The sequence below is a fragment of the Brevundimonas sp. AVps4 genome (assembly GCF_058681525.1).
Genome location: NZ_CM178741.1, coordinates 127,575 through 146,365, shown reverse-complemented (window position 1 = coordinate 146,365; position 18,791 = coordinate 127,575). Strand labels below are relative to the sequence as shown.

The 18,791-nt window shown below is 67.8% G+C and carries 18 protein-coding genes; 5 read left to right on the top strand and 13 right to left on the bottom strand.

The features are described from left to right. Positions 1-24: 24 nt before the first annotated feature. From ACW178_RS00705 to ACW178_RS00685, 5 genes are all read right to left on the bottom strand, one after another. Positions 25-1,095 (bottom strand): substrate-binding domain-containing protein, encoded by a 1,071-nt coding sequence (locus tag ACW178_RS00705; RefSeq protein WP_191554603.1) that lies wholly within the window; start codon positions 1,093-1,095, stop codon positions 25-27. An 87-nt stretch (positions 1,096-1,182) separates the two neighbouring features. Then, positions 1,183-2,088 (bottom strand): phosphonate ABC transporter, permease protein PhnE, encoded by a 906-nt coding sequence (gene phnE, locus ACW178_RS00700; RefSeq protein ID WP_370513365.1) that lies wholly within the window; start codon positions 2,086-2,088, stop codon positions 1,183-1,185. Beyond that, positions 2,085-3,101, bottom strand: coding sequence for a phosphate/phosphite/phosphonate ABC transporter substrate-binding protein (phnD, locus tag ACW178_RS00695; RefSeq protein ID WP_054764039.1), 1,017 nt, complete (start codon positions 3,099-3,101; stop codon positions 2,085-2,087). Before phnD ends, phnE begins: the two co-directional genes overlap by 4 nt. Next, a complete protein-coding gene (phnC, locus tag ACW178_RS00690) occupies positions 3,098-3,904 on the bottom strand; it encodes a phosphonate ABC transporter ATP-binding protein (protein WP_152948970.1) in 807 nt (268 codons plus the stop codon). Before phnC ends, phnD begins: the two co-directional genes overlap by 4 nt. A 143-nt stretch (positions 3,905-4,047) precedes the next feature. Then, positions 4,048-5,280 (bottom strand): DUF2254 domain-containing protein, encoded by a 1,233-nt coding sequence (locus tag ACW178_RS00685; RefSeq protein WP_191554602.1) that lies wholly within the window; start codon positions 5,278-5,280, stop codon positions 4,048-4,050. Positions 5,281-5,522: 242 nt separating this feature from the next. On the opposite strand from ACW178_RS00685, the gene ACW178_RS00680 reads away from it, so the two are divergent. Then, on the top strand, positions 5,523-6,788 hold the full coding sequence (locus ACW178_RS00680; protein WP_152948968.1) for a type III PLP-dependent enzyme: 1,266 nt from the start codon (positions 5,523-5,525) through the stop codon (positions 6,786-6,788). 61 nt (positions 6,789-6,849) lie between these two features. Here ACW178_RS00680 and ACW178_RS00675 read toward each other — a convergent pair whose 3' ends face one another. The 7 genes from ACW178_RS00675 to ACW178_RS00645 all read right to left on the bottom strand — a co-directional run bounded on the left by ACW178_RS00675 (position 6,850) and on the right by ACW178_RS00645 (position 15,095). Next, positions 6,850-9,255: a hypothetical protein gene (locus tag ACW178_RS00675; RefSeq protein ID WP_492024767.1), complete on the bottom strand. Its 2,406-nt coding sequence runs from the start codon at positions 9,253-9,255 to the stop codon at positions 6,850-6,852. Further along, positions 9,252-10,142, bottom strand: a complete 891-nt coding sequence (locus ACW178_RS00670) for a hypothetical protein (RefSeq protein ID WP_183218336.1) — start codon at positions 10,140-10,142, stop codon at positions 9,252-9,254. The genes ACW178_RS00675 and ACW178_RS00670 overlap by 4 nt, the downstream gene beginning before the upstream one ends. Positions 10,143-10,209: 67 nt before the next feature. After that, positions 10,210-11,340 (bottom strand): CobW family GTP-binding protein, encoded by a 1,131-nt coding sequence (locus ACW178_RS00665; protein ID WP_182714035.1) that lies wholly within the window; start codon positions 11,338-11,340, stop codon positions 10,210-10,212. Positions 11,341-11,383: 43 nt separating this feature from the next. Next, positions 11,384-11,608 carry an alkylphosphonate utilization protein gene (locus ACW178_RS00660; RefSeq protein WP_054764032.1) on the bottom strand — a complete coding sequence of 75 codons (225 nt, stop codon included), beginning with the start codon at positions 11,606-11,608 and terminating at the stop codon, positions 11,384-11,386. A 221-nt stretch (positions 11,609-11,829) separates the two neighbouring features. Further along, on the bottom strand, positions 11,830-13,884 hold the full coding sequence (locus ACW178_RS00655; protein WP_492024766.1) for an NAD(+) synthase: 2,055 nt from the start codon (positions 13,882-13,884) through the stop codon (positions 11,830-11,832). Between the two features lie 240 nt (positions 13,885-14,124). Beyond that, positions 14,125-14,886: a type I methionyl aminopeptidase gene (map, locus tag ACW178_RS00650; RefSeq protein WP_191558867.1), complete on the bottom strand. Its 762-nt coding sequence runs from the start codon at positions 14,884-14,886 to the stop codon at positions 14,125-14,127. Beyond that, on the bottom strand, positions 14,883-15,095 hold the full coding sequence (locus ACW178_RS00645; RefSeq protein ID WP_007443174.1) for a ParD-like family protein: 213 nt from the start codon (positions 15,093-15,095) through the stop codon (positions 14,883-14,885). The genes map and ACW178_RS00645 overlap by 4 nt, the downstream gene beginning before the upstream one ends. Positions 15,096-15,570: 475 nt before the next feature. Between ACW178_RS00645 and ftsY the strand changes: the two genes are divergently transcribed. The 4 genes from ftsY (at position 15,571) to ACW178_RS00625 (ending at position 18,230) form a co-directional block, all read left to right on the top strand. Further along, entirely contained in the window at positions 15,571-16,506 is a 936-nt protein-coding gene (gene ftsY / locus ACW178_RS00640) for a signal recognition particle-docking protein FtsY (protein ID WP_152948961.1), read from the top strand. Position 16,507: 1 nt separating this feature from the next. After that, the gene (locus ACW178_RS00635) at positions 16,508-17,164 is read left to right on the top strand and encodes an inner membrane-spanning protein YciB (protein ID WP_287106493.1); all 657 of its coding nucleotides are present in this window, start codon (positions 16,508-16,510) and stop codon (positions 17,162-17,164) included. Positions 17,165-17,281: 117 nt separating this feature from the next. Beyond that, the gene (locus ACW178_RS00630; RefSeq protein WP_228185208.1) at positions 17,282-17,896 is read left to right on the top strand and encodes a MarR family winged helix-turn-helix transcriptional regulator; all 615 of its coding nucleotides are present in this window, start codon (positions 17,282-17,284) and stop codon (positions 17,894-17,896) included. Positions 17,897-17,954: 58 nt separating this feature from the next. Continuing rightward, positions 17,955-18,230, top strand: a complete 276-nt coding sequence (locus ACW178_RS00625; RefSeq protein WP_287106495.1) for a YdeI/OmpD-associated family protein — start codon at positions 17,955-17,957, stop codon at positions 18,228-18,230. Positions 18,231-18,348: 118 nt separating this feature from the next. Here the strand turns inward: ACW178_RS00625 and ACW178_RS00620 are convergent, their stop codons facing one another. Then, positions 18,349-18,780, bottom strand: coding sequence for a phasin (locus tag ACW178_RS00620; protein ID WP_224764409.1), 432 nt, complete (start codon positions 18,778-18,780; stop codon positions 18,349-18,351). Positions 18,781-18,791 lie beyond the last annotated feature (11 nt).

Sequence of the window (18,791 nt, the reverse complement as noted above, 5' to 3'; positions counted from 1 at the left end):
GGCGGGACGGCGGTCGGTTCCGCCTCAGCCGGCGGGACGCTGCATCGGGGTCAGGGCCGTAGCCGCAGCGCGCTGGGCCTGAAGCTGGTCTTCCGGCAGCGGGATCAGGCCGCGGTCGGCCAGATAGCCGCCCTTGCCCGCGGCGCCTTCCGACAGGAACTCCTGTACGAATTGCTGCAGGCCGGGGATGACGCCGATGTGGGCCTTCTTCACATAGATGTAGAGGCTGCGCGACAGCGGATATTCCCCGCTGGCGATGGTTTCGGCATTGGGCGTGACGCCGTCGATGGTCTCGGGCTTCACCGTGTCCAGGTTCTGTTCCAGGAAGGAATAGCCGAACACGCCCAGCGATCCGGGGGTGCGGCTCAGGGTCTGGACGATGGCGTTGTCGTTCTCGCCCGAGTCGATCCAGGCGCCGTCTTCACGCAGGGTGTGGGCCAGGGCTTCGAACCGGTTCTTGTCGGCCTTTTCCACGGCGGCGGTCGCAGGAACCAGCTTGGCGCCGGGGGTCATGCCCAGCTCCAGGAAGGCGTCGCGCGTGCCGGAGGTGGGCGGCGGGCCATAGACCTGGATGCGCTGGTTCGGCAGGCCCTTGTTGACCTCGTTCCAAGTCTTGGCCGGGTTGACGACGAACTGACCGTCGGCGCCCGGCACTTCCTTGGCCAGGCCTTCATACAGGTCGTTCAGTTCGAAGTTGAAGCTGTTTCCGTTGCGGGCGGTGGCGATGACGATACCGTCGAAGCCGATCTTCAGTTCGACGATGTCGGTCACGCCGTTCTTCTGGCACAGGTCGAACTCGGACGCCTTCATCGGGCGCGAGGCGTTGGCGATGTCGGGCGTGGTCGGACCGACGCCCTGGCAGAAGGCCTGAATGCCGCCGCCGGTGCCCAGGGATTCAACGCGGGGCGCGGCGCCGCCGGAGGTGCGGGCGAAGTTCTCAGCCACGCGGGTGGCGAAGGGGAAGACGGTCGAGGAGCCGGCCGCCCAGATGCCGGAGCGGGCGCTGGAGGCGCCGCCGCCGGTTCCGCCGTCGCCGCAGGCCGCCAGGGCCAGAAGGGCGGCGGCCGCCGTCGTCAGTTTCAGTGTGCGGATCATCGTGCGCTCTCCCTGAGCATCGGTTTGGCGACGGTTAGACCAGAGGATTGTGAAGGTTTTTCCGGCAATGAGCGCGAGGTCGGGGCCTTAGAGCAGGCGCTTGCGCATCACCTGGGACAGGGTGTCGATCAGGGTCACGGCGACCACGATGACGATGGCGATGGCGGCGACGCGGCTGTAGTCGAAGGCCTGGATGCTTTCGAACAGGGTCTGGCCGATGCCGCCCGCGCCGATCAGGCCCAGCACCGTGGCCGCCCGGCTGTTGGATTCGAACCGGTACAGGGCGAAGGAGGTCCACAGGGGCGCCACCTGGGGGAAGACGCCCCAGACGATCTCATGCAGCTTGCCGGCGCCGGTGGCGCGCACCCCCTCGACGGGCCCCTTGTCGATCGACTCGACCGCTTCGGAAAACAGCTTGGCCAGGACGCCGCCGGTGTTCAGCGCAAGCGCCAGCACCCCCGCCAGCGGGCCCAGGCCGACGGCGACGATGAACAGGGTGGCGATCACCAGGTCGGGGATCGAGCGCAGCAGGTCCATGACCCGGCGCACGATGAAGACCATCCAGCCGGGCGCGATGTTGCGTGACGCCATCAGGCTGAGCGGCAGGGCCAGGAAGACGGCCAGGAAGGTGCCCCACAGGGCGATCTGCACCGTCAGCCACATCTGACCCGCCAGGCTGGCGGTCGGCTGGGTGAAGACATGGGTGAAGGCGGTCCAGAAGTCCCCGGGCGGAAAGATGGCGCCCCAGTCGGGCCGCAGCAGATCCGCCCCATAGGTCGAGATGTTCGACGAGCCCGAGAAGAGCCGGCCGATGTTCTGCATGTCCACCTTGCCGAAGCTGGCGATCAGGATGATCGCCAGACCGCCCCACAGCATCAGGTCGAACAGGGTTGAGGACAGGGGCTTCTTCGGCGCGGCGGGAACGGCGTCCGGGGCCAGGCCGCCGCGGGCGGCCTTGTCGGCGGCGGCAATCTCGGCGGCGGCGTCGGTCAAGGCTGGACCTCGCGCTTGGCGCGCAGGGCGGCCAGTTCGCGTTCGGCGGCGGCCACGGCGGCCTGGTCGTTCTTGGCCTTGGCCTCGGCCAGCTTCTGGTCGGCGACCATTTCCCGCACCGGGTCCAGATAGGAATCGTCGGCGGCGCGGAACATCGAATAGTTCAGCCCCGCCAGCACCTGACGTTGACGGTCGGCTTCAGGCCCCTGGCCCTGGCCGTAGGTCAGGAAGAAGCTGCGCAGCTTCTCCTTCAGCACCGGGTCCAGGTCTTCGCGGATGACGATGCCCGATTCCGGGATCGGCGGAGAGACCCAGATGTCCTCGATCTGCGACGCCAGCTGCGGGTTCTCGCGGCGCATGAAGACGGTGTTGACCGAGTTGGAGGTGGCGACGTCGACCACGCCCGTCGCCACGGCGAAGGCGTTGGCCTGGTGGCTGGCCGAGCGCACGGTCTTGAAACACTGGTTCGGCACGATGCCGCGCGGATTGAACAGGAAGGTCAGGGGCGCCAGGGTGCCCGAGGTCGACTGGGCGTCGCCGATGCCGAAGTCGTACTGCTTGCCGCAGGCCAGAACCTTGTCCAGCGTAATGCCCGAACCCTTACGCACGATCAGGGTCGAGGTGTAGCTGTCGCGGCCTTCCGGATCGACGATCCGGGCGATGACCTCGCCCTGGGCGCGGTCCACGGCCTCCAGGGCCGGCTTGGCCGAGAACCAGGCCACCTGGGTCTGGTTGAAGCGCATGGCCTCGATCAGGACGTTGTAGTTGCCGGCGAAGAAGGGCTTCACCGGAACGCCGATCGCCTTGGACATGTCGTCCAGCAGGGGCTGCCACAGCGGGCCGGACGAGGCCTGGCCTTCGGCCGACAGGATGGAGAAGGTCAGTTCCGACGGCATGGCGCCGGACGCCTTCTTGTCCTCGCCGCCGCCGCACGAGGCGACGCCCAGCAGCAGGACCGCAGCGCCGGCCGCCGCGAACAGACGACGGGAAAGAGATGTGCGGGACAGGCTCATGCCTTGGTCTCCCAGAACGCGTCCTCGAATTCGGGACCGTAGATGTCGATGAGGCGCTGGTGGTCCAGGCCCGTGGCGGGACCGTCATAGACGATCTTGCCGCCCTGCAACGCAATGACGCGGTCGCAGTAGCGGATGGCGTAGTCGACCTGGTGCAGGGTGACGATCACCCCCATGCCGTCGCGCCGGTTCAGCTCGACCAGCAGCTCCATCACCTTGCGGGCCGACACCGGGTCCAGCGAGGCGACCGGCTCGTCGGCCAGGATGGCCTTGGCGCCCTGGACGATGGCGCGGGCGATGGCGCCGCGCTGCTGCTGACCGCCCGACAGGGTGTTGGCGCGCTGGCCGGCGTAGTCGCTGACCCCGACGCGGTGCAGGGCGGCCATGGCCCGGTCCTTGTCGGCCTGGGGCCACAGGCCCAAGAGGCCCTGCCAAGTCGGCAGGCGGCCCAGCGCCCCCAGCATGACGTTGGAGAACAGGGTCAGTCGGCCGACCAGGTTGAATTGCTGGAAGATCATGCCCAGCCGCGCGCGCGCCTGGCGCACGGCGCCGGTGACGCGGCCGTCCTTCTGCACCGTCTCGCCGAAGACGCTGATCGTCCCCTTGCCGGGGTCTATGGACTGAAGGCCGGTGATGGAGCGCAGAAGCGTGGACTTGCCCGATCCCGACGGACCGATCAGGGCCACCATCTCGCCCGAGGCGACGGAGATCGAGACGCCGTCCAGCGCCTTTCGCGATCCGAAGGTCTTCGACACGTCACGCGCCAGGACCAGGCCTGGGGCGGCGGCTGTGGATGAACTCATGAACTCGCTGGGAAGGCTGTGGCGAACGGGCGCCGCATGACGCGACCGGGGCGTTTGGGCAAGTCTTAATCGCACGTCCGGCGCAATCTCGTCCAGACCCCGTCGTCCCTGCGTCGTTGCAGCCTGGTGTCGCAGCGGCCCTGTCAGCGCGCCAGGGCGACCGCTTCCAGCCGTCGGATGTCTGCCTCGATGGGCAGGGCGGCGCGCGATCGCTCCACGGCCGCCTGGGCCAGGACGGCGACCGGCTCGGCCAGCCGCGGCGTGGCCGCCAGCGCCGCCAGACCCTTCTGCAGCCGCATGGCCACGGCCAGATCGCCCGCCCCATAACGGGCGATCGGACCGAACAGGTCTTCCAGCAGGTCGTCGGCCGTGACCGCCGGCCCCAGCAGTCGGTCGCAGCGCGGCGGCCTGGGCCGGTCGTCTTCGGGCGTCTGAACCCAGACGTCCAGCAGCCGCACCCCCGTCCCGATCACCTGAATGGCCGTGCCGGGGTCGTTGACGCCGGGCGACAGGGCCTTGGCGGCGATCTCGCCCAGGACGATCAGTCCGAACCGCGGATCCTGGTCGAAGGAGCGCGAATCCCCCAGGGCGAAGGCCGAACGGAAATCGGCCTGGGCCTCTTCGTCGCAGGCCGCCAGGCTGATGCGCGCCAGCACCGCGCCGCGTCGTACGAAGGCGCCGGGAGGGGCGACGATCTCCACCTGACAGTCGCGCGCCTCGGCCATGGCCTGAAGCCGAGAGGGATCGACGTTCTGGACGTAGCCGGTGCAGGGGGCGACGATCTCGGCGCCCGTGGTCAGCCGGCCCTCCCGGCCGCCGAAGAAGGGGGCGTCGCGCCGCGTTTCCAGGGCCTTCAGCGCGCGCGCCTCCACCAGGTCGATCGTATGGCCGACCCGCGCCAGGCTGGACAGACGGTTGATCCAGGCCAGCAGCCGAAAGGCCACCAGCCCGACCATGGCCAGGCTGACCAGGAACAGAATGGCCCGCCCGTTCTGGCCGTAATAATGGGCGTTGATCGCCGTCACCGAGACGATGGCGTAGAGGAAGGCGCCGACGAAGGTGGCCAGAGCCTTCTGGGTCTCGTCGTCGGAGGTCACCAGGGCGGCGACGCGGGGGCTGGCGGCTGTGGAGACCGACGTATAGGCCGTCACCATGGCGCCGACGGAGAAGGTCGCCACGCCCAGCAGGCTGGAGGCCAAGATGGTCAGGATGGATTCGACCGACTCGCCGCCCAGTCGTTCGGCCATGTCTTTGGGCACCCAGGGGGCCAGGGCCGCAGCCAGCAGGGCGGCGGCCACCCCCACCCCGGCGTAGGCGGTCGCCTTGACCCACAGTTGGCGCGTCCATTTGCGCCACAGGAACAGCCACCGATTCATTGCGCCCTCCAGCCGAGGCAACGGCGCAGAACCGCTGCGGTTGCCTGACCGCCGTCAAGCTGACCGCCGTCAAAGAGAATTGTGACAGTCGATTCGGCCTCGAACCCAGGCCCTGTCACGAAAAAACCCCTTTACATGACAGTCCAATGCCCCCATATCGCGCCTTCCGGCGGACCCCGTAGGTCTGATGCTGCGCCGCTAACGCCGGTCTGGGTTTAACAATTAGCAGGGGGTTACGTGAATTGCGCACGTACCAACTTCCCCTGGACCTGGTCCGTGAGCGGTCCCCTGAGCGTCCCGTCGCCCTCGTGCGGCCGCGCTCGGTTTCCGTAGCGGCGCGCTGGTTCCAGGATAATCTGAAAGCCGACGTCTTCTATGCGGTGAAGGCGAACCCGTCCGCCTGGGTCATCCAGACCCTGGTTGAATCCGGCGTTCGCAGCTTCGACGTCGCCTCTCTCGCCGAGATCGAACTGGTCCGTTCGGTCAGCCCCGACGCGCGCCTGGCCTTCATGCACCCGGTCAAGAGCCGCTCGGCCATCACCAAGGCCTATTTCGACCACGGCGTGCGGACCTTCTCGCTCGACTGCGTGGACGAGTTGAACAAGATCCTCGACGCCACCGGCGGCGCCGACGACCTGAATCTGATCGTGCGCATGGCCGTCTCGGCCGACGGGGCCGCCTACACCCTGTCGGGCAAGTTCGGCGTGCCGGTCGATCAGGCCCCGGCCCTGCTCCTGGCCACGCGCCAGGCGGTCAAGAACGGGCTGATGGGCGTCAGCTTCCATGTCGGCAGCCAATGCATGCGCCCGACCGCCTATCAGGCCGCCATGGCCCAGGTCGGCCGGTCGATCAGCCGCGCGGGCGTGATCGTGGACATCGTCGATGTCGGCGGCGGCTTCCCCTCGGTTTATCCGGGCATGGTCCCGCCGGACATGAGCGAATACGCCGACGCCATCCATCGCGGCTTCAACGAAATGCCGGTGTCGGAAACCACCGAACTGTGGTGCGAGCCCGGCCGGGCCCTGGTCGCCGAATCCTCGTCGATCCTGGCCCGCGTCGATCTGCGCAAGGGCGACGCCCTGTATCTGAACGACGGCTCCTACGGCTCCCTGTTCGACGCCACCCACTCGCGCTGGCCCTTCCCGACCAAGCTGGTCCGGGACGGCGAGGCGTCGGGCGAGCTGAAGGCCTTCCAGTTCTACGGCCCGACCTGCGATTCGATCGACCATATGCCCGGCCCCTTCTGGCTGCCGGCCGACATCCGTGAAGGCGACTTCATCGAGATCGGCATGCTGGGCGCCTATGGGGTGGCCATGACGACCGGCTTCAACGGCTATGGCGAGCATGAGATCGCTGCGGTCGAGGACGCCCCCATGGCCTCCCTCTACGGCCTGGCCCCGCGTTCCATCCCCACCGTGCGCACCACGGCGGAAGAGAACGCCCGCAAGGTCGTGCGCCTGTCGCGACCCAAGGGCAAGGCGGGCCAGCGCAAGAAGGCCCGGCGCTGAGCGCGGACTGAGACGAGCGGCCGACCCTGCTGAGGGTCGGCCGTCTCACCTGCCGGATGTTTTATTCCCCGCCCTTTCGCCCGGCTTTCCTGCGACGGCCGTGAGCCAGGAACACCCGGACCCCCTGTGCGATGAAGAGCGCCAGCGCCAGGGTCATCAGCACTTCGGTCGCCGATAGAATCCAATCCCCGGTCTCGACCCGCTTCGGCAACAGTCCGAACAGTTCGCGCGCCTTGCCGACCTGCCTGTCTTCGCCGCCCGCTGTCTTTTCGCCGATCCAGTAGAACATCTGGCCCGCGCCGAAGACGCCGGTCATTCCCAGAAGAAGGTTCAGAAGCTGACCGCGTTCAGCGGCCTCGTCGTCGGCCGCCTTCTGCGCCATATCGGCCTTCTTCTGCTGGCGGCGGGCCAGGTCGCTGGCGTGGTCCTCCAGGCTCTGGATCGCCAGGGACAGGGCCTTGTTCTTGCGGCTGACGCCCCGCAGCTCCTCCAGCTTTTTGAACACGTCCCGCTCGGTGTCGTAACGGAAGGGATTGGCGTGTCTGAACCTTTCGTACTGGGCGAACTCGGCCAGCTTGGCCTGGTTGATGGCGAACTCGGCCTGGCTCAGCCGGTCCTCGCCGTCCAGCGGCTCTCGATCCGCCAGGGCGCGGATGCGGGGATCGTCGGCGGGCGCGCGCTCGTCCACCAGGGCCTCGATCCGATCGATCCGGGCCATGGTCTTCTGCTCATGCTCCCGCGCCAGGAACTCGTTGTGCAGGGCCAGGGCGTGGATCAGGAAGGCGTAGGGGCAGGCGCCGATATAGTCGTTGCCGATCTCCAGGCTGCGGCTCTTGGGCACATAGGTGATCATGGCCCGGTGGTTGGCGTAGCGGACGAAGAACCGCTCGTCGCTCTGTTCGGAACTGTCGGGATAGATGGGGTCGATGCTGTCCAGGATCTCCGAGGTATCCTGGTTCATGAAGTCTATGATGTTCTGGTTGAATCCCGCCAGGAACAGATAGTCCAGACAGTCCGCCCGCGCGATTTCGAAAGCGGGAAGGTGATGCTCGATCGGCGTCTCCAGCCGGGGGCGCGCCTCGGCTTCGTTCGGCTTGCGAAAAGCCTTGATCTGGACGGCCTGGCCGGTCCGCATCGCCTCGACGAAATCCGCCATCCGCGCCTGCGGCGTCGCCCTGTCCGAGATCGGCAGCCACCGGCCTTCGTCGCCGCGCGCCGGGTCCGGCGTCGGATTGCGACGCACGAAGACCCCGTCTTCCAAGGCGGCCTCATAGTCCGCCCGGCGCTCGACCCAGTTCCAGAACTCAGGATCAGCCCTTTCGCCGGCCTTGGTCCCTGCGGGCGGGGCGCCCAGATGCACCGCCTTGGGCGGTCGGCCGTTCACGGGCTTGGTCAGGGCGCGGATGCGGTCCTGATACGGGTCGTAACAGAGCGGCTGCACCATCCGCTTGCGCGGCGCCGGGATCTTCGTCGCCTCGTCCACCGGCATCAGCCGGTCGAAGAAGCGTTCGTCGTGCAGCATGAACATGAAGCGCGACTTGGGCGCCTTCAGCCCCGGCGTCTCCATGACGGGCGCCAGTTCCAGCAGACGGGTTTCGAAACCGGGCCTGGGCGGCTTGGAGGGATCGAGTTCCGCCGCCAGACGGGGGAACAGGCGGACGGCGTCGCGCTCGAACACCGTCCTGACGAACGGCCAGAACCGCTGGGGCTCAGCCTGGGTCGGGGCCTGGCCCTCAGGGCCGGTCGCTCGCCTTACCCTGATGTCGTCCAAAGGACCGATGTCCAGCTTGGTCTCGCTGAAGACGTCCAGGAAGGGGTGGGGATCGGCCTCGGCAGGCTTCAGGCGCTGCGGGTCCAGCACATATTCCTTGGGCGCGGCCAGCTTCTGCAGCAGGGACAGGAAATAATAGGTCGAGGGGTCGTAGCCCGAGCGCCGGCGACCCTCCGCATCCACATAGCCGCCGCCGTAATAGTGGCTGAAGCTGAGGTGGTAGCTCAGGGAGCCGTCGTTGTGGGACAGCCAGAACCGGCGCAGCCGCACCAGCCGGTCATCGTCCATTCCGGGCGGATGGGCGTGAAACCGCACCCCCTCGGTGGTCCAGGAGACGGACTTGGGCAGGCTGAAGATCAGGTCTTCATGGCTTCGGATGGCCAGCGCAGCCTCGTCCAGGTTCTTGATTCCCGCATCGTCCGCCGTGGACAGCAGGAACTCCTGCAACTCGCCCCGGATTTCGCGATCGGCGATGTCGTTCATCAGGGGGTCGATGGCGTGGCCCAGGGCGAGGGACGGCAGATGGTTCCTCTGGGTCCGGCGAAAGACGGGCGGCTCGATCCGCTCTCCGGGCGCCAGATTCAGGGCCTCGGCCACCCGATCCGGCCCGATATAGAGCGACAGGGTCCAATACAGGGCGCCCGAGCGCGCCTGTTCATAGTCGTCCGTCTCCGGCCGCTCGCCTCGCACCGTCATCGACCTGCGGCCTCCCTCGCCAAGTCCCGGAAACTGTCGAACCCCGTCCCCCGGCCGGACCGCAGCCGCGCCAGGGCCGGGGTCATCGGCAACAGGGCCGCCGGCTCCCGGCGCGCGGCCAGGTCGGCGATCTGGCGCTCGGCCGCTCCGCCCGGCGGTCCGGCCTCGCCCTTCAGCACCGAAATCCTGAAGAAGCTCTCCAGATGGTCGTGCAGCAGACCCGCATCCACCGCCTCGCCCGGATAGTCGACGGCGGCGTAGATCAGCCCGTCCTCATCGTCCTGATCCGCCGACAGGGCCGGCTGGACATAGGGAAAGTCCACCACCTCGGCTCCCATCCGCGCCCAGATCGCCAGTCGATCGACCTGATCCAGGCCCGAACGCAGGGTGTCGGCGGCGGCCTCCTCGGGCGTCAGGCGCAAGGGGTCGTTCTGTTCGATGAAGACGGCGGTCTGGGCGTTCGGACCGGCGTCCAGGGCCTGGGTCGCCAGTCGGCGCACCGCCGAAAGCGCCAGGCGCAGCAGGCCGCGCCCCCGCGCCGCCTCCTCGACATAGACATAGTTCAATGCGACCGCGATGTCCGGCGCCGAGGCCCGGTTGACGGCGGTGGCCAGGAAGTTGATCCCGCCCAGACGCGCGCCGCCTTCGTCCTCCAGCACCGCAACCAGTTCGCAGTGGGTGCGGCCGAACGCCCGGCGATGCGTCCGGTTCAGGGCCAGGCATTTGCGAAAACCCGCCAAATCCTCGCGCTCGTCCGGCAGGACGAAGGCCCGGTCATAGCCTTCGAAGAAGCGGGTCAGGATCGACGAATCCGGATCGGCCGAGGCGAGGGCGCGCACGCCCGAACCCAGGTCGATCGTCAGATCCGGCTGACTGTGCTGTTCCAACGGTCCCGCCCCCAAACAACGGCCAGTTGGCATGGGGCGCGCGGGCGACGCAAGCCCGCCGGACGGTTCAGGCCGCGCAGGCCTCGAACCCGGCCTTCAGCTCCGCCTCGTCCAGATCGCGGCCGATGAAGACGGCGCGGCTCCAGCGGCGTTCGTTCTCGCCCCATTCGCGCTGCAGGTCGCCCTCCAGGATCATATGGACGGCCTGGAAGACCAGGCGGCGGTCTTCGCCCTTCAGGTCGATGATGCCCTTGGCGCGCAGGATGTTCTGACCCTGTTCGCCCAGCAGACGGTCCAGCCAGGCGGTGAACTTCGCGCCGTCCAGCGGCCGGTCCAGCGACAGGGAAATCCCCTTGATGTCGTCCTGGTGGGCGTGACCGCGCGCCCCGTGGCTGTGGTCATGATCATGATGATCATGGTCATGGTCATGGTCATGATGATGGTGGTCATGGCCGCAGTGTTCGTCATGCACATGGCCCTCGGCGCCGTGCGGCGGGTTCACGAAGTCCGGCTTGACCTCCAGGATCCGGTCCAGGTCGAAGGCGCCCAGGCCCAGCACCTGATCCAGCGGCACGTTCGACCGTTCGGCCCGGACGATGGGCGCCAGGGGGTTCAGCGCCCGCAGACGGGCCTCGACCGCCTCCATCTCTTCCGGGGTCGCCAGATCGACCTTGTTCAGGATGATCCGGTCGGCGAAGGCCACCTGTTCGCGCGCCTCCTTGGAGTCGTCCAGCCGCGCCATCACGTGCTTGGCGTCGACCAGGGTGGTGACGCTGTCCAGCTGGGTCTTGGCCTTGACGTCCTCGTCGACGAAGAAGGTCTGGGCCACCGGGCCGGGGTCGGCCAGGCCCGTGGTCTCGACGATGATGGCGTCGAAGGCCGGCTTGCCGGGACGCTGGCGCTTCATCAGGCCCGAGACCACCCGGATCAGGTCGCCGCGCACCGTGCAGCAGACGCAGCCGTTGTTCATCTCGAACACGTCCTCGTCAGCGCCGACCACCAGATCATTGTCGATGCCGATCTCGCCGAATTCATTGACGATGACGGCGTAACGCTTGCCGTGATCCTCGGTCAGGATGCGGTTCAAGAGGGTGGTCTTGCCCGCGCCCAGATAGCCGGTCAGGACGGTGACGGGGATCTTGCCGCCCGAACCCTGGGGGGCGGCGGTCGAGACGGGGGCGTCGAGGGTGTCGGTCATGGCCGCTAGATGGCGGCTGAGGTTCCGTTTGGGAAGAGGGGCCTTAAGCCTTCTTCACGAACTCGGTGCGCAGGACCAGGCCGCGCACCTTTTCGACATTGGCCTCAATCTCGTCGGGGTCGCCGGTCAGGCGGATGTTCTTGACCAGGGCGCCGCGCTTCAGCGTCACCCCGCCCGAGCCCTTGACCTTCAGATCCTTGATCAGGGTCACGTTGTCGCCGTCGGCCAGGATGTTGCCGTTCGAGTCTTTGGTCACGTCTTCGGTCATGGCGAAGCTTCTAGCGAGGGGATCGCCAAATATCCACGCTAAAGATACGGCTATTGAACAGTGTCTCCTCCCCACATCGTGGGGAGGTGGCGCGGCGCTTCTTCAGCGCCGTGACGGAGGGGTTTGGTCCGCGAGAAGAACAGAGAACTGGAGGCGTAAAGAGCCCCTCCGTCTCTCCGCTATGCTCCGAGCCACCTCCCCGCAAAGCGGGGAGGAAACAGTTAATCCGGCACGTTCGCGTCCAGCTCGTCCAGCCAGACCCGCGCATTGCCGTCCGACGGGGCGCGCCAGTCGCCGCGCGGCGACAGGGAGCCGCCGGTCACCACCTTGGGGCCGTTGGGCAGGACCGAGCGTTTGAACTGGGCGGTCTGGAAGAAGCGGATCAGGAATTTCCGCAGCCAGGCCTTGATGGTCGCCAGGTCGTATTCGACCTTTTCATCGTCGGGGGTGTTGACCGGCCACTGTCCGGCGCCGGCGTCGCTCCAGGCCTGGTGCGCCAGGAAGGCGACCTTGGACGGCGCCATGCCGAAGCGGCTGATGTAGAACAGGAAGAAGTCGTTCAGCGCATAGGGGCCGACCGTCCCCTCGGTCGACTGAATCGCCCCGTCCTTGGCCGGAACCAGTTCGGGCGAGATCTCGGTGTTCAGAATGGCGTGCAGCGTCGGGCTCGCCTCGGCGCCGACCAGTTCGCGGTCCGCGACCCAGCGGATCAGATGGCGGATCAGGGTCTTCGCCACCCCGCCGTTGACATTATAGTGGCTCATATGGTCGCCGACGCCATAGGTGGCCCAGCCCAGGGCAAGTTCCGACAGGTCGCCGGTCCCCAGCACAAAGGCCCGGTTCTGGTTGGCCAGGCGGAACAGATAGTCGGTCCTCAAGCCCGCCTGCACATTCTCGAAGGTGATGTCATGCACCGGTTCGCCCGCCGCATAGGGGTGGCCGATGTCCTTGAACATCTGTTCGGCGGCCGGGCGGATGTCGATCTCGGCTCCCGTGACCCCAAGCGCCTTCATCAGGGCCCAGGCATTGGACTTGGTCCCGTCCGAGGTGGCGAAACCCGGCATGGTGAAGCCGAGAATATTGGTTCGCGGCAGGTTCAGCCGGTCGAAGGCGCGGCAGGCGACCAGCAGGGCCTGGGTCGAATCCAGCCCGCCCGAGACGCCGATCACCAGACGTTCGCCCTTGGTCGCCGCCATTCGGCGCATCAGGCCCTGAACCTGGATGTTGAAGGCTTCGTAGCAGTCCTGGTCCAGCCGTCCGGCCTCGTCCGGCACGAAGGGGAAGCGGTCCAGCGGCCGGATCAACTCGCTCTCCACCACGTCCTCGCGCGCCATGAAGGGCACGACCGTCGCGGCCTCCCCCTCGTTGCGGGCGCAGTCGGCGAAGGTGCCGTTTCTCAGCCGGTCCAGGCCGATCCGGTCCACGTCGATATCGGCGATCGTCAGATGGTTCTCCAGGGCGAACCGTTCGCCCTCGGCCAGCTTCGTTCCCAGTTCGTGGATGGTCGCCTGACCGTCCCAGGCCAGGTCGGTGGTCGATTCGCCCCAGCCCGAGGCGGCGAAGACATAGGCCGACAGGGTCCGGGCCGAATGGCTGGCGCTCAGCATGGCGCGCTCGTCCGCCTTGCCGATGACGATGTTGGAGGCCGACAGGTTCAGCAGGATGCGCGCCCCCGCAAGGGCGGCGCGGGTCGAGGGGGGCAGCGGCGCCCAATAGTCCTCGCAGATCTCGACCGCAAAGACGAAGCCCGGCCGGTTCACCGCCTCGAAGATCAGGCCCGGCGCGAAATCCACCGTCTCCCCGTTCAGCCGGATCACGTCCTCAGTCCGGGCTGTCGCCGGGGCGAACCAGCGCTTTTCATAATATTCGCGATAATTAGGCAGATAGGTCTTGGGCACCACGGCCAGCACCTCGCCCCCGCCCATCACGACGGCGCAGTTGAACAGGGCGTCCCCCTGCCGCAGCGGCGCCCCGACCACGGCGATCAGCTCATGCTCGGCCGTCGCCCCCCCGGTCGCCTGGGCCAGGACCGCGACCTGCCGCTCCACCTCGTCCAGCAGGGCCGCCTGCATGTGCAGGTCGTCGATCGCATAGGCGGACAGCGACAGCTCCGGAAACACCATCAGGTCCACACCCTGGTCCGCCGCCTGCCGGATCAGGGCCAGATGCGCCTGAGCGTTCGCGACCGGATCGCCCACATGGCTGACCGGCGTCGCCGCCGCCACCCGCACGAAGCCGTGGGTCTTGGGCGAGAAAAAGGGGTGGCTCTCGGTCATCGCATCGTCCGCATCACCCGGCCCGCGCCGGCCGAACCTCTATAGCGGGGAATGACGTACGGCGGGAATGGTTCGGCGGCCCCATTCCTCCCCCCCCCCCCCCCCCCCCTTGGGGGAGGGGGACCGCCGTAGGCGGTGGAGGGGGCGACGCCGCACCGCTGCCAGACGCTTCACGCCCCCTCCGTCTCGCCGCTTCGCGTCGATCCACCTCCCCCCAGAGGGGGAGGATTTCAGACGGCTTCACCGCGCCTCGTCCGGCCTCAGGGTCAGCACCCGCACCCCGTCCGCCGTCACCGCCACCGTATGTTCGAACTGGGCCGACAGCTTGCCGTCGGCCGTCGTCACCGTCCAGCCGTCGTCCTCGGTCCGCACGGTGCGCACGCCCTGGTTCAGCATCGGCTCTATGGTGAAGACCATGCCTTCCTTCAGGGGCAGGCCGGTCCCGGCCCGGCCGAAATGCAGCACCTGGGGCTCTTCATGCATCTCGCGCCCGATGCCGTGGCCGCAGTAGTCGCGCACGACCGAATAGCCGGCCGTCTTGGCGTGGCGTTCGATGGCGAAGCCGATGTCGCCCAGCCGGGCGCCGGGCCGCACGGCCCTGATCCCCTTCCACAGGGCCTCATAGGTGGTGCGCACCAGCCTGCGCGCCTGGGGTCCGACCGAGCCGATCAGATAGGTCTTGGACGAATCGGCGATGAAGCCGTCCTTCTCAAGCGTTATGTCCAGATTGACGATGTCCCCGTCCTTCAGCACCTCGTCCGCCGAGGGCACGCCGTGGCAGACCACGGCGTTTCGCGAACTGTTCAGCACGAAGCCGTAGCCGTACTGACCCTTGCTGGCCGGCCGCGCCTTCAGCTCATCGACGATGAAGGCCTCGACCCGGTCGTTGATCTCCAGGGTGCTCATCCCCTCCAGGGGCAGGCCGTCCAGATGGGTGAAGACCTGGGCCAGCCGCCGCCCCGCCTCGGCCATCAGGGCGATCTCGGCCGGGGTCTTGGTCATGCCGCCGCGCCCGACAGGTTCGGCGTCTCCACCCCTGCCGCCCGCAGCTCGCGCGCCATCAGTTCCTGAAAGCTCATCCCCGGATGGGTTTCGCACAACATGCCCAGCCTGATCCAGAAGGCGGCCTGGGCGTTGATCGACCGATAGGAGGCCTTGCTGGCCCGCCGCAGCTGTTCGTGCAGCTCATCCTCGATATTGACGATGCCCATGGGGTGGTCCTGATATGATTCGAATACGTTTCGTATATTTATTCCTCGCGGCGCGGCGCAAGCCGGCTGCGGGAGGTCCCCAGGTCCGAAGCGACGTCGCCTCTGCAATATCAATCGGTTGCAGCTGCTGGAGCCAATCGACCCTTCGCCCCGCCACACCGGCGCATAATGGGAATAGCGACGGAGGGGAGATGCAATCGGACACATCGGACACATCGGACACATCGGACACTGTTCTTCGCGCGCCGAGGCCGCGTCGCCGACCTTCCCGCGCCTGCCCTCTCCGACCCCGGTTCGGCTGCGCCGAACGCCGGCCTGCCTCTCCCGCCGATGGAAGAGGGGCGGTCCGCCCGACCGGACACATCGGACAGTTCGGACACTGTTTTTCCAAAGCCCGCCCCTTCGGCAAGGCGGCGGATCGACCGACGTCGCGAATGCGGGTGACGCCGGGGCTTGCGGGAGCTAAAGCCCTGTCATGACCGATACGCCGAAAAAGGGCTGGTTCCAGCGCCTGTCGCAAGGGCTCTCCCGCTCCTCCAAACAGATGACCGACCAGGTCGTCTCCGCCTTCGTCAAGGAGCCCCTGTCCGAGGCTTCGCTGGAGCAGCTGGAAGAGCATCTGCTGGAAAGCGACCTGGGCCCCGCCGCCGCCGCCCGCATCGTCGAGCGGTTCCGTTCCCTGAAGTTCGGCAAGGACGCCCCCGAACGCGAGGTCAAGGAGGCCCTGGCCGAGGCGGTCGCCGCCGAACTGGCGCCGCGTCAGGCGACCTTCGATCCCCTGTCCGGCCCCAAACCCTATGTGGTCCTGTTCGTCGGGGTGAACGGCTCGGGCAAGACCACGACCCTGGGCAAGATCGCCGCCGATCTGACGGCCAAGGGCGCCAAGGTGATGATCGTCGCCGGCGACACCTTCCGCGCCGCGGCCCGCGAACAGCTGAAGGTCTGGGCCGAGCGGGCCGGCGCCCATTTCGAGAGCCGCCGCGACGGGGCCGATGCGGCGGGCCTGGCCTTTGACGCCTATACCCGGGCGCGGGCCGAGGGGTTCGACGTGGTCCTGATCGACACGGCCGGGCGGCTGCAGAACAAGTCGGCCCTGATGGACGAACTGCTGAAGATCGTGCGGGTGCTGAAGAAGGTCGATCCGGACGCCCCGCATGACACCCTTCTGGTGCTGGACGCCACCGTGGGCCGTAACGCCCTGGCCCAGGAACAGATCTTCGGCCGCACCGCCTTCGTCACCGGGGTGGTGATGACCAAGCTGGACGGCACGGCGCGGGGCGGGGTGCTGGTGCCCGTGGCCCAGGCGTCCGACGCCCCCCTGATGCTGATCGGCGTGGGCGAGGGGGTGGAGGATCTGCAACCCTTCGACGCCCGCGCCTTTTCGCGCTCCCTGGTGGGGCTGGAGGACTGAGATGACCGACGCCCCCGCGCCTGCGCCCGAGAGCAAGAACCGCCAGTGGATCCGCCAGCTGGTCGATTTCGGGGCGCTCGCCGCCTTCATGATCAGCTATTTCACCACCCGCGACATGATCTTCGCGACCTGGGTCCTGGTCGGCGCCTCGGCCCTGGCCCTGGTCGTCGGCTATGCGGTGGAGCGGCGCTTCGCGCCCCTGCCGCTGATCACCGGCCTGTTCGCCCTGGTGTTCGGCATGCTGACCCTGTTCACCCACGACGACCTCTATGTGAAGCTGAAGCTGACGGTTCAGAACGGGCTTCTGGCCGTGGTGCTGCTGGGCTCCATCCCGCTGAAGAAATATCCGTTCAAGGCCCTGCTGGGCTCGGCCCTCCGGGTCAATGACGCCGCCTGGCGCACCCTGACCCTGCGCTACGGCCTCTATTTCCTGGCCGTCGCCCTGTTGAACGAGGTGTTCCGCAGCCCTGAGGCCGTCACGGCCGTCTGGCATGCTCTGGGGCGTGAGACGCCCAATCCCAACGACGTCTGGACCAGTTTCCGGGGCGTTCTGTGGATCGCCGCCTCCCTGTTCGGCCTGTCCCAGGTGCCGCTGATCATGAAGAATATGATCAAGGACGAAGAGCCGGGTCCGATCTCGCCCGATCCCGGCCTCTGATGGCGGAATGACGGGAGCTTACAGACAAAATGTCGCGTAACCGACATACTTCTCGCGTCAAATCGTAAAGCCCCGCTGATACGCATGCGGACGAAAGACACTCGGGGGACGGTCGATATGGTCAAGTCTGGCAAGGCGGCGCGGAAGGTCGGGCCGCTTGGAACCTCGCCCAGCCATCTGATGCACCGGGCCTTGCAGTTGGCGCTGGACATCTATTCCGAGGAAATGGGCCCCGACGGCCTGACCCAGCGCCAGTTCGCCGTGCTTGAGGCCGCCTCGCTGAAGGCCGGCCTGACCCAGACCGAACTGGTTCGGATGACCGGCATCGACCGTTCGACCCTGGCGGATCTGGTCACGCGGATGACCGCCAAGGGCCTCCTGGAGCGCGAACGCTCGACCCTGGATGCCCGCGCCAAGGCGGTTCGCCTGTCGCCGGAGGGCGCCGCCCGACTGGAGGCCGCCCGTCCCCTGGTCGAGACCGCCGACAAACGGATCATGGCCCTGCTGCCCAAGGGCCAGCGCGAAATCTTCCTGAACCAGCTGGCCGAGCTGGCCGCCGCCGCCGACGCCGCCCCCGACGCCGCTAAGGCTGAGGCCAAGGCCGCCAAGAAGGCCGCGAAACTGGCCGAGAAGGAAGCCAAGAAGGCCGAAAAGGCCGCCAAGAAGGCCGTCCGCCCCGCCAAGCCCGGCAAGGCCAAGAAGCCCAGGCTGAAGGTGGTCGAGGTCGCCTGACGGCGGGGAGGCGGCGAAACGGCTTGCGTCGCACGCCAGGGGCTGAGACCCTCCCGGCATGGCTGATCCGACAGGCCTGCCCGGAGGCGTGGTTCATGACCTGCCCGCCGATCTGGCGGAGGCGGTGAGCCGTGACGTCGCCGCCTGCGCCACCTGGATGTCGATCACGCCCCTGGCCCGTAACGAATGGATTTGCTGGGTCGAGTCGGCGAAGAAGACCGAGACCCGGCTGAAGCGGATCGACTGGGGCCGCGAGAACCTGAGCGACGGCAAGCGCCGCCCCTGCTGCTGGCCGGGGTGCCCTCATCGCGAGAAGGGGACGGGCGCGGCTTAGGCGGCCTTCGGGTCCGCCTCCCGTCCAAATCGCAAGGCCGGCCTCTGCGGCGTCCAGAACCCCTCCACCGCTTCGCGGTCCCCCTCCCCGCAAGAGCGGGGGGAGACAGTCGTCCGCTTCAGCGCTTCCTCAGCCGTTTGGCGTTGGCGACGGCGGTCTTGTGGATGGGGGTCAGGGCGGCGGTCTGGGCCTGGGTCAGTTCGGCGCTCAGGGTCAGGGTCTGGCCGGCGGCGCGGCTCCACCAGCCCAGGGCGTAGCGGAACTGGGCCTGGGCGGCCGCGGCGGGGGTCAGGGCGCAGGCGATCTCGGTCGCGGCCTGCATCGCCCGTGCCCCCTCGTCCAGGGCCGCCTGGCCCAGGCGTTCGCCGACGGCGCCCGCGCGAACCGACAGGGCGGCGGCGGCGGCGGCCAGGGCCTCGGTCTTCTCGGTCGTCATCAGCGACAGCTCGGCCAGATCCTGTCCGGCCGGATCGGTCAGCCCCTGAACCATTCGCCCGGTGCGGGCGGCGATCACCTGGGCCGAGGCGTTCAGCAGTTCGGCGCCCAGCACCGCCGGCGCGA

Excerpts from the sequence above, each read along its gene's own strand:
- ACW178_RS00705 (WP_191554603.1), bottom strand. The coding sequence starts at position 1,095 with ATGATCCGCACACTGAAACTGACGACGGCGGCCGCCGCCCTTCTGGCC.
- phnD (WP_054764039.1), bottom strand. The coding sequence starts at position 3,101 with ATGAGCCTGTCCCGCACATCTCTTTCCCGTCGTCTGTTCGCGGCGGCC.
- phnC (WP_152948970.1), bottom strand. The coding sequence starts at position 3,904 with ATGAGTTCATCCACAGCCGCCGCCCCAGGCCTGGTCCTGGCGCGTGAC.
- ACW178_RS00685 (WP_191554602.1), bottom strand. The coding sequence starts at position 5,280 with ATGAATCGGTGGCTGTTCCTGTGGCGCAAATGGACGCGCCAACTGTGG.
- ACW178_RS00675 (WP_492024767.1), bottom strand. The coding sequence starts at position 9,255 with ATGACGGTGCGAGGCGAGCGGCCGGAGACGGACGACTATGAACAGGCG.
- ACW178_RS00665 (WP_182714035.1), bottom strand. The coding sequence starts at position 11,340 with ATGACCGACACCCTCGACGCCCCCGTCTCGACCGCCGCCCCCCAGGGT.
- ACW178_RS00660 (WP_054764032.1), bottom strand. The coding sequence starts at position 11,608 with ATGACCGAAGACGTGACCAAAGACTCGAACGGCAACATCCTGGCCGAC.
- ACW178_RS00655 (WP_492024766.1), bottom strand. The coding sequence starts at position 13,884 with ATGACCGAGAGCCACCCCTTTTTCTCGCCCAAGACCCACGGCTTCGTG.
- map (WP_191558867.1), bottom strand. The coding sequence starts at position 14,886 with ATGACCAAGACCCCGGCCGAGATCGCCCTGATGGCCGAGGCGGGGCGG.
- ACW178_RS00645 (WP_007443174.1), bottom strand. The coding sequence starts at position 15,095 with ATGGGCATCGTCAATATCGAGGATGAGCTGCACGAACAGCTGCGGCGG.
- ftsY (WP_152948961.1), top strand. The coding sequence starts at position 15,571 with ATGACCGATACGCCGAAAAAGGGCTGGTTCCAGCGCCTGTCGCAAGGG.
- ACW178_RS00635 (WP_287106493.1), top strand. The coding sequence starts at position 16,508 with ATGACCGACGCCCCCGCGCCTGCGCCCGAGAGCAAGAACCGCCAGTGG.
- ACW178_RS00630 (WP_228185208.1), top strand. The coding sequence starts at position 17,282 with ATGGTCAAGTCTGGCAAGGCGGCGCGGAAGGTCGGGCCGCTTGGAACC.
- ACW178_RS00625 (WP_287106495.1), top strand. The coding sequence starts at position 17,955 with ATGGCTGATCCGACAGGCCTGCCCGGAGGCGTGGTTCATGACCTGCCC.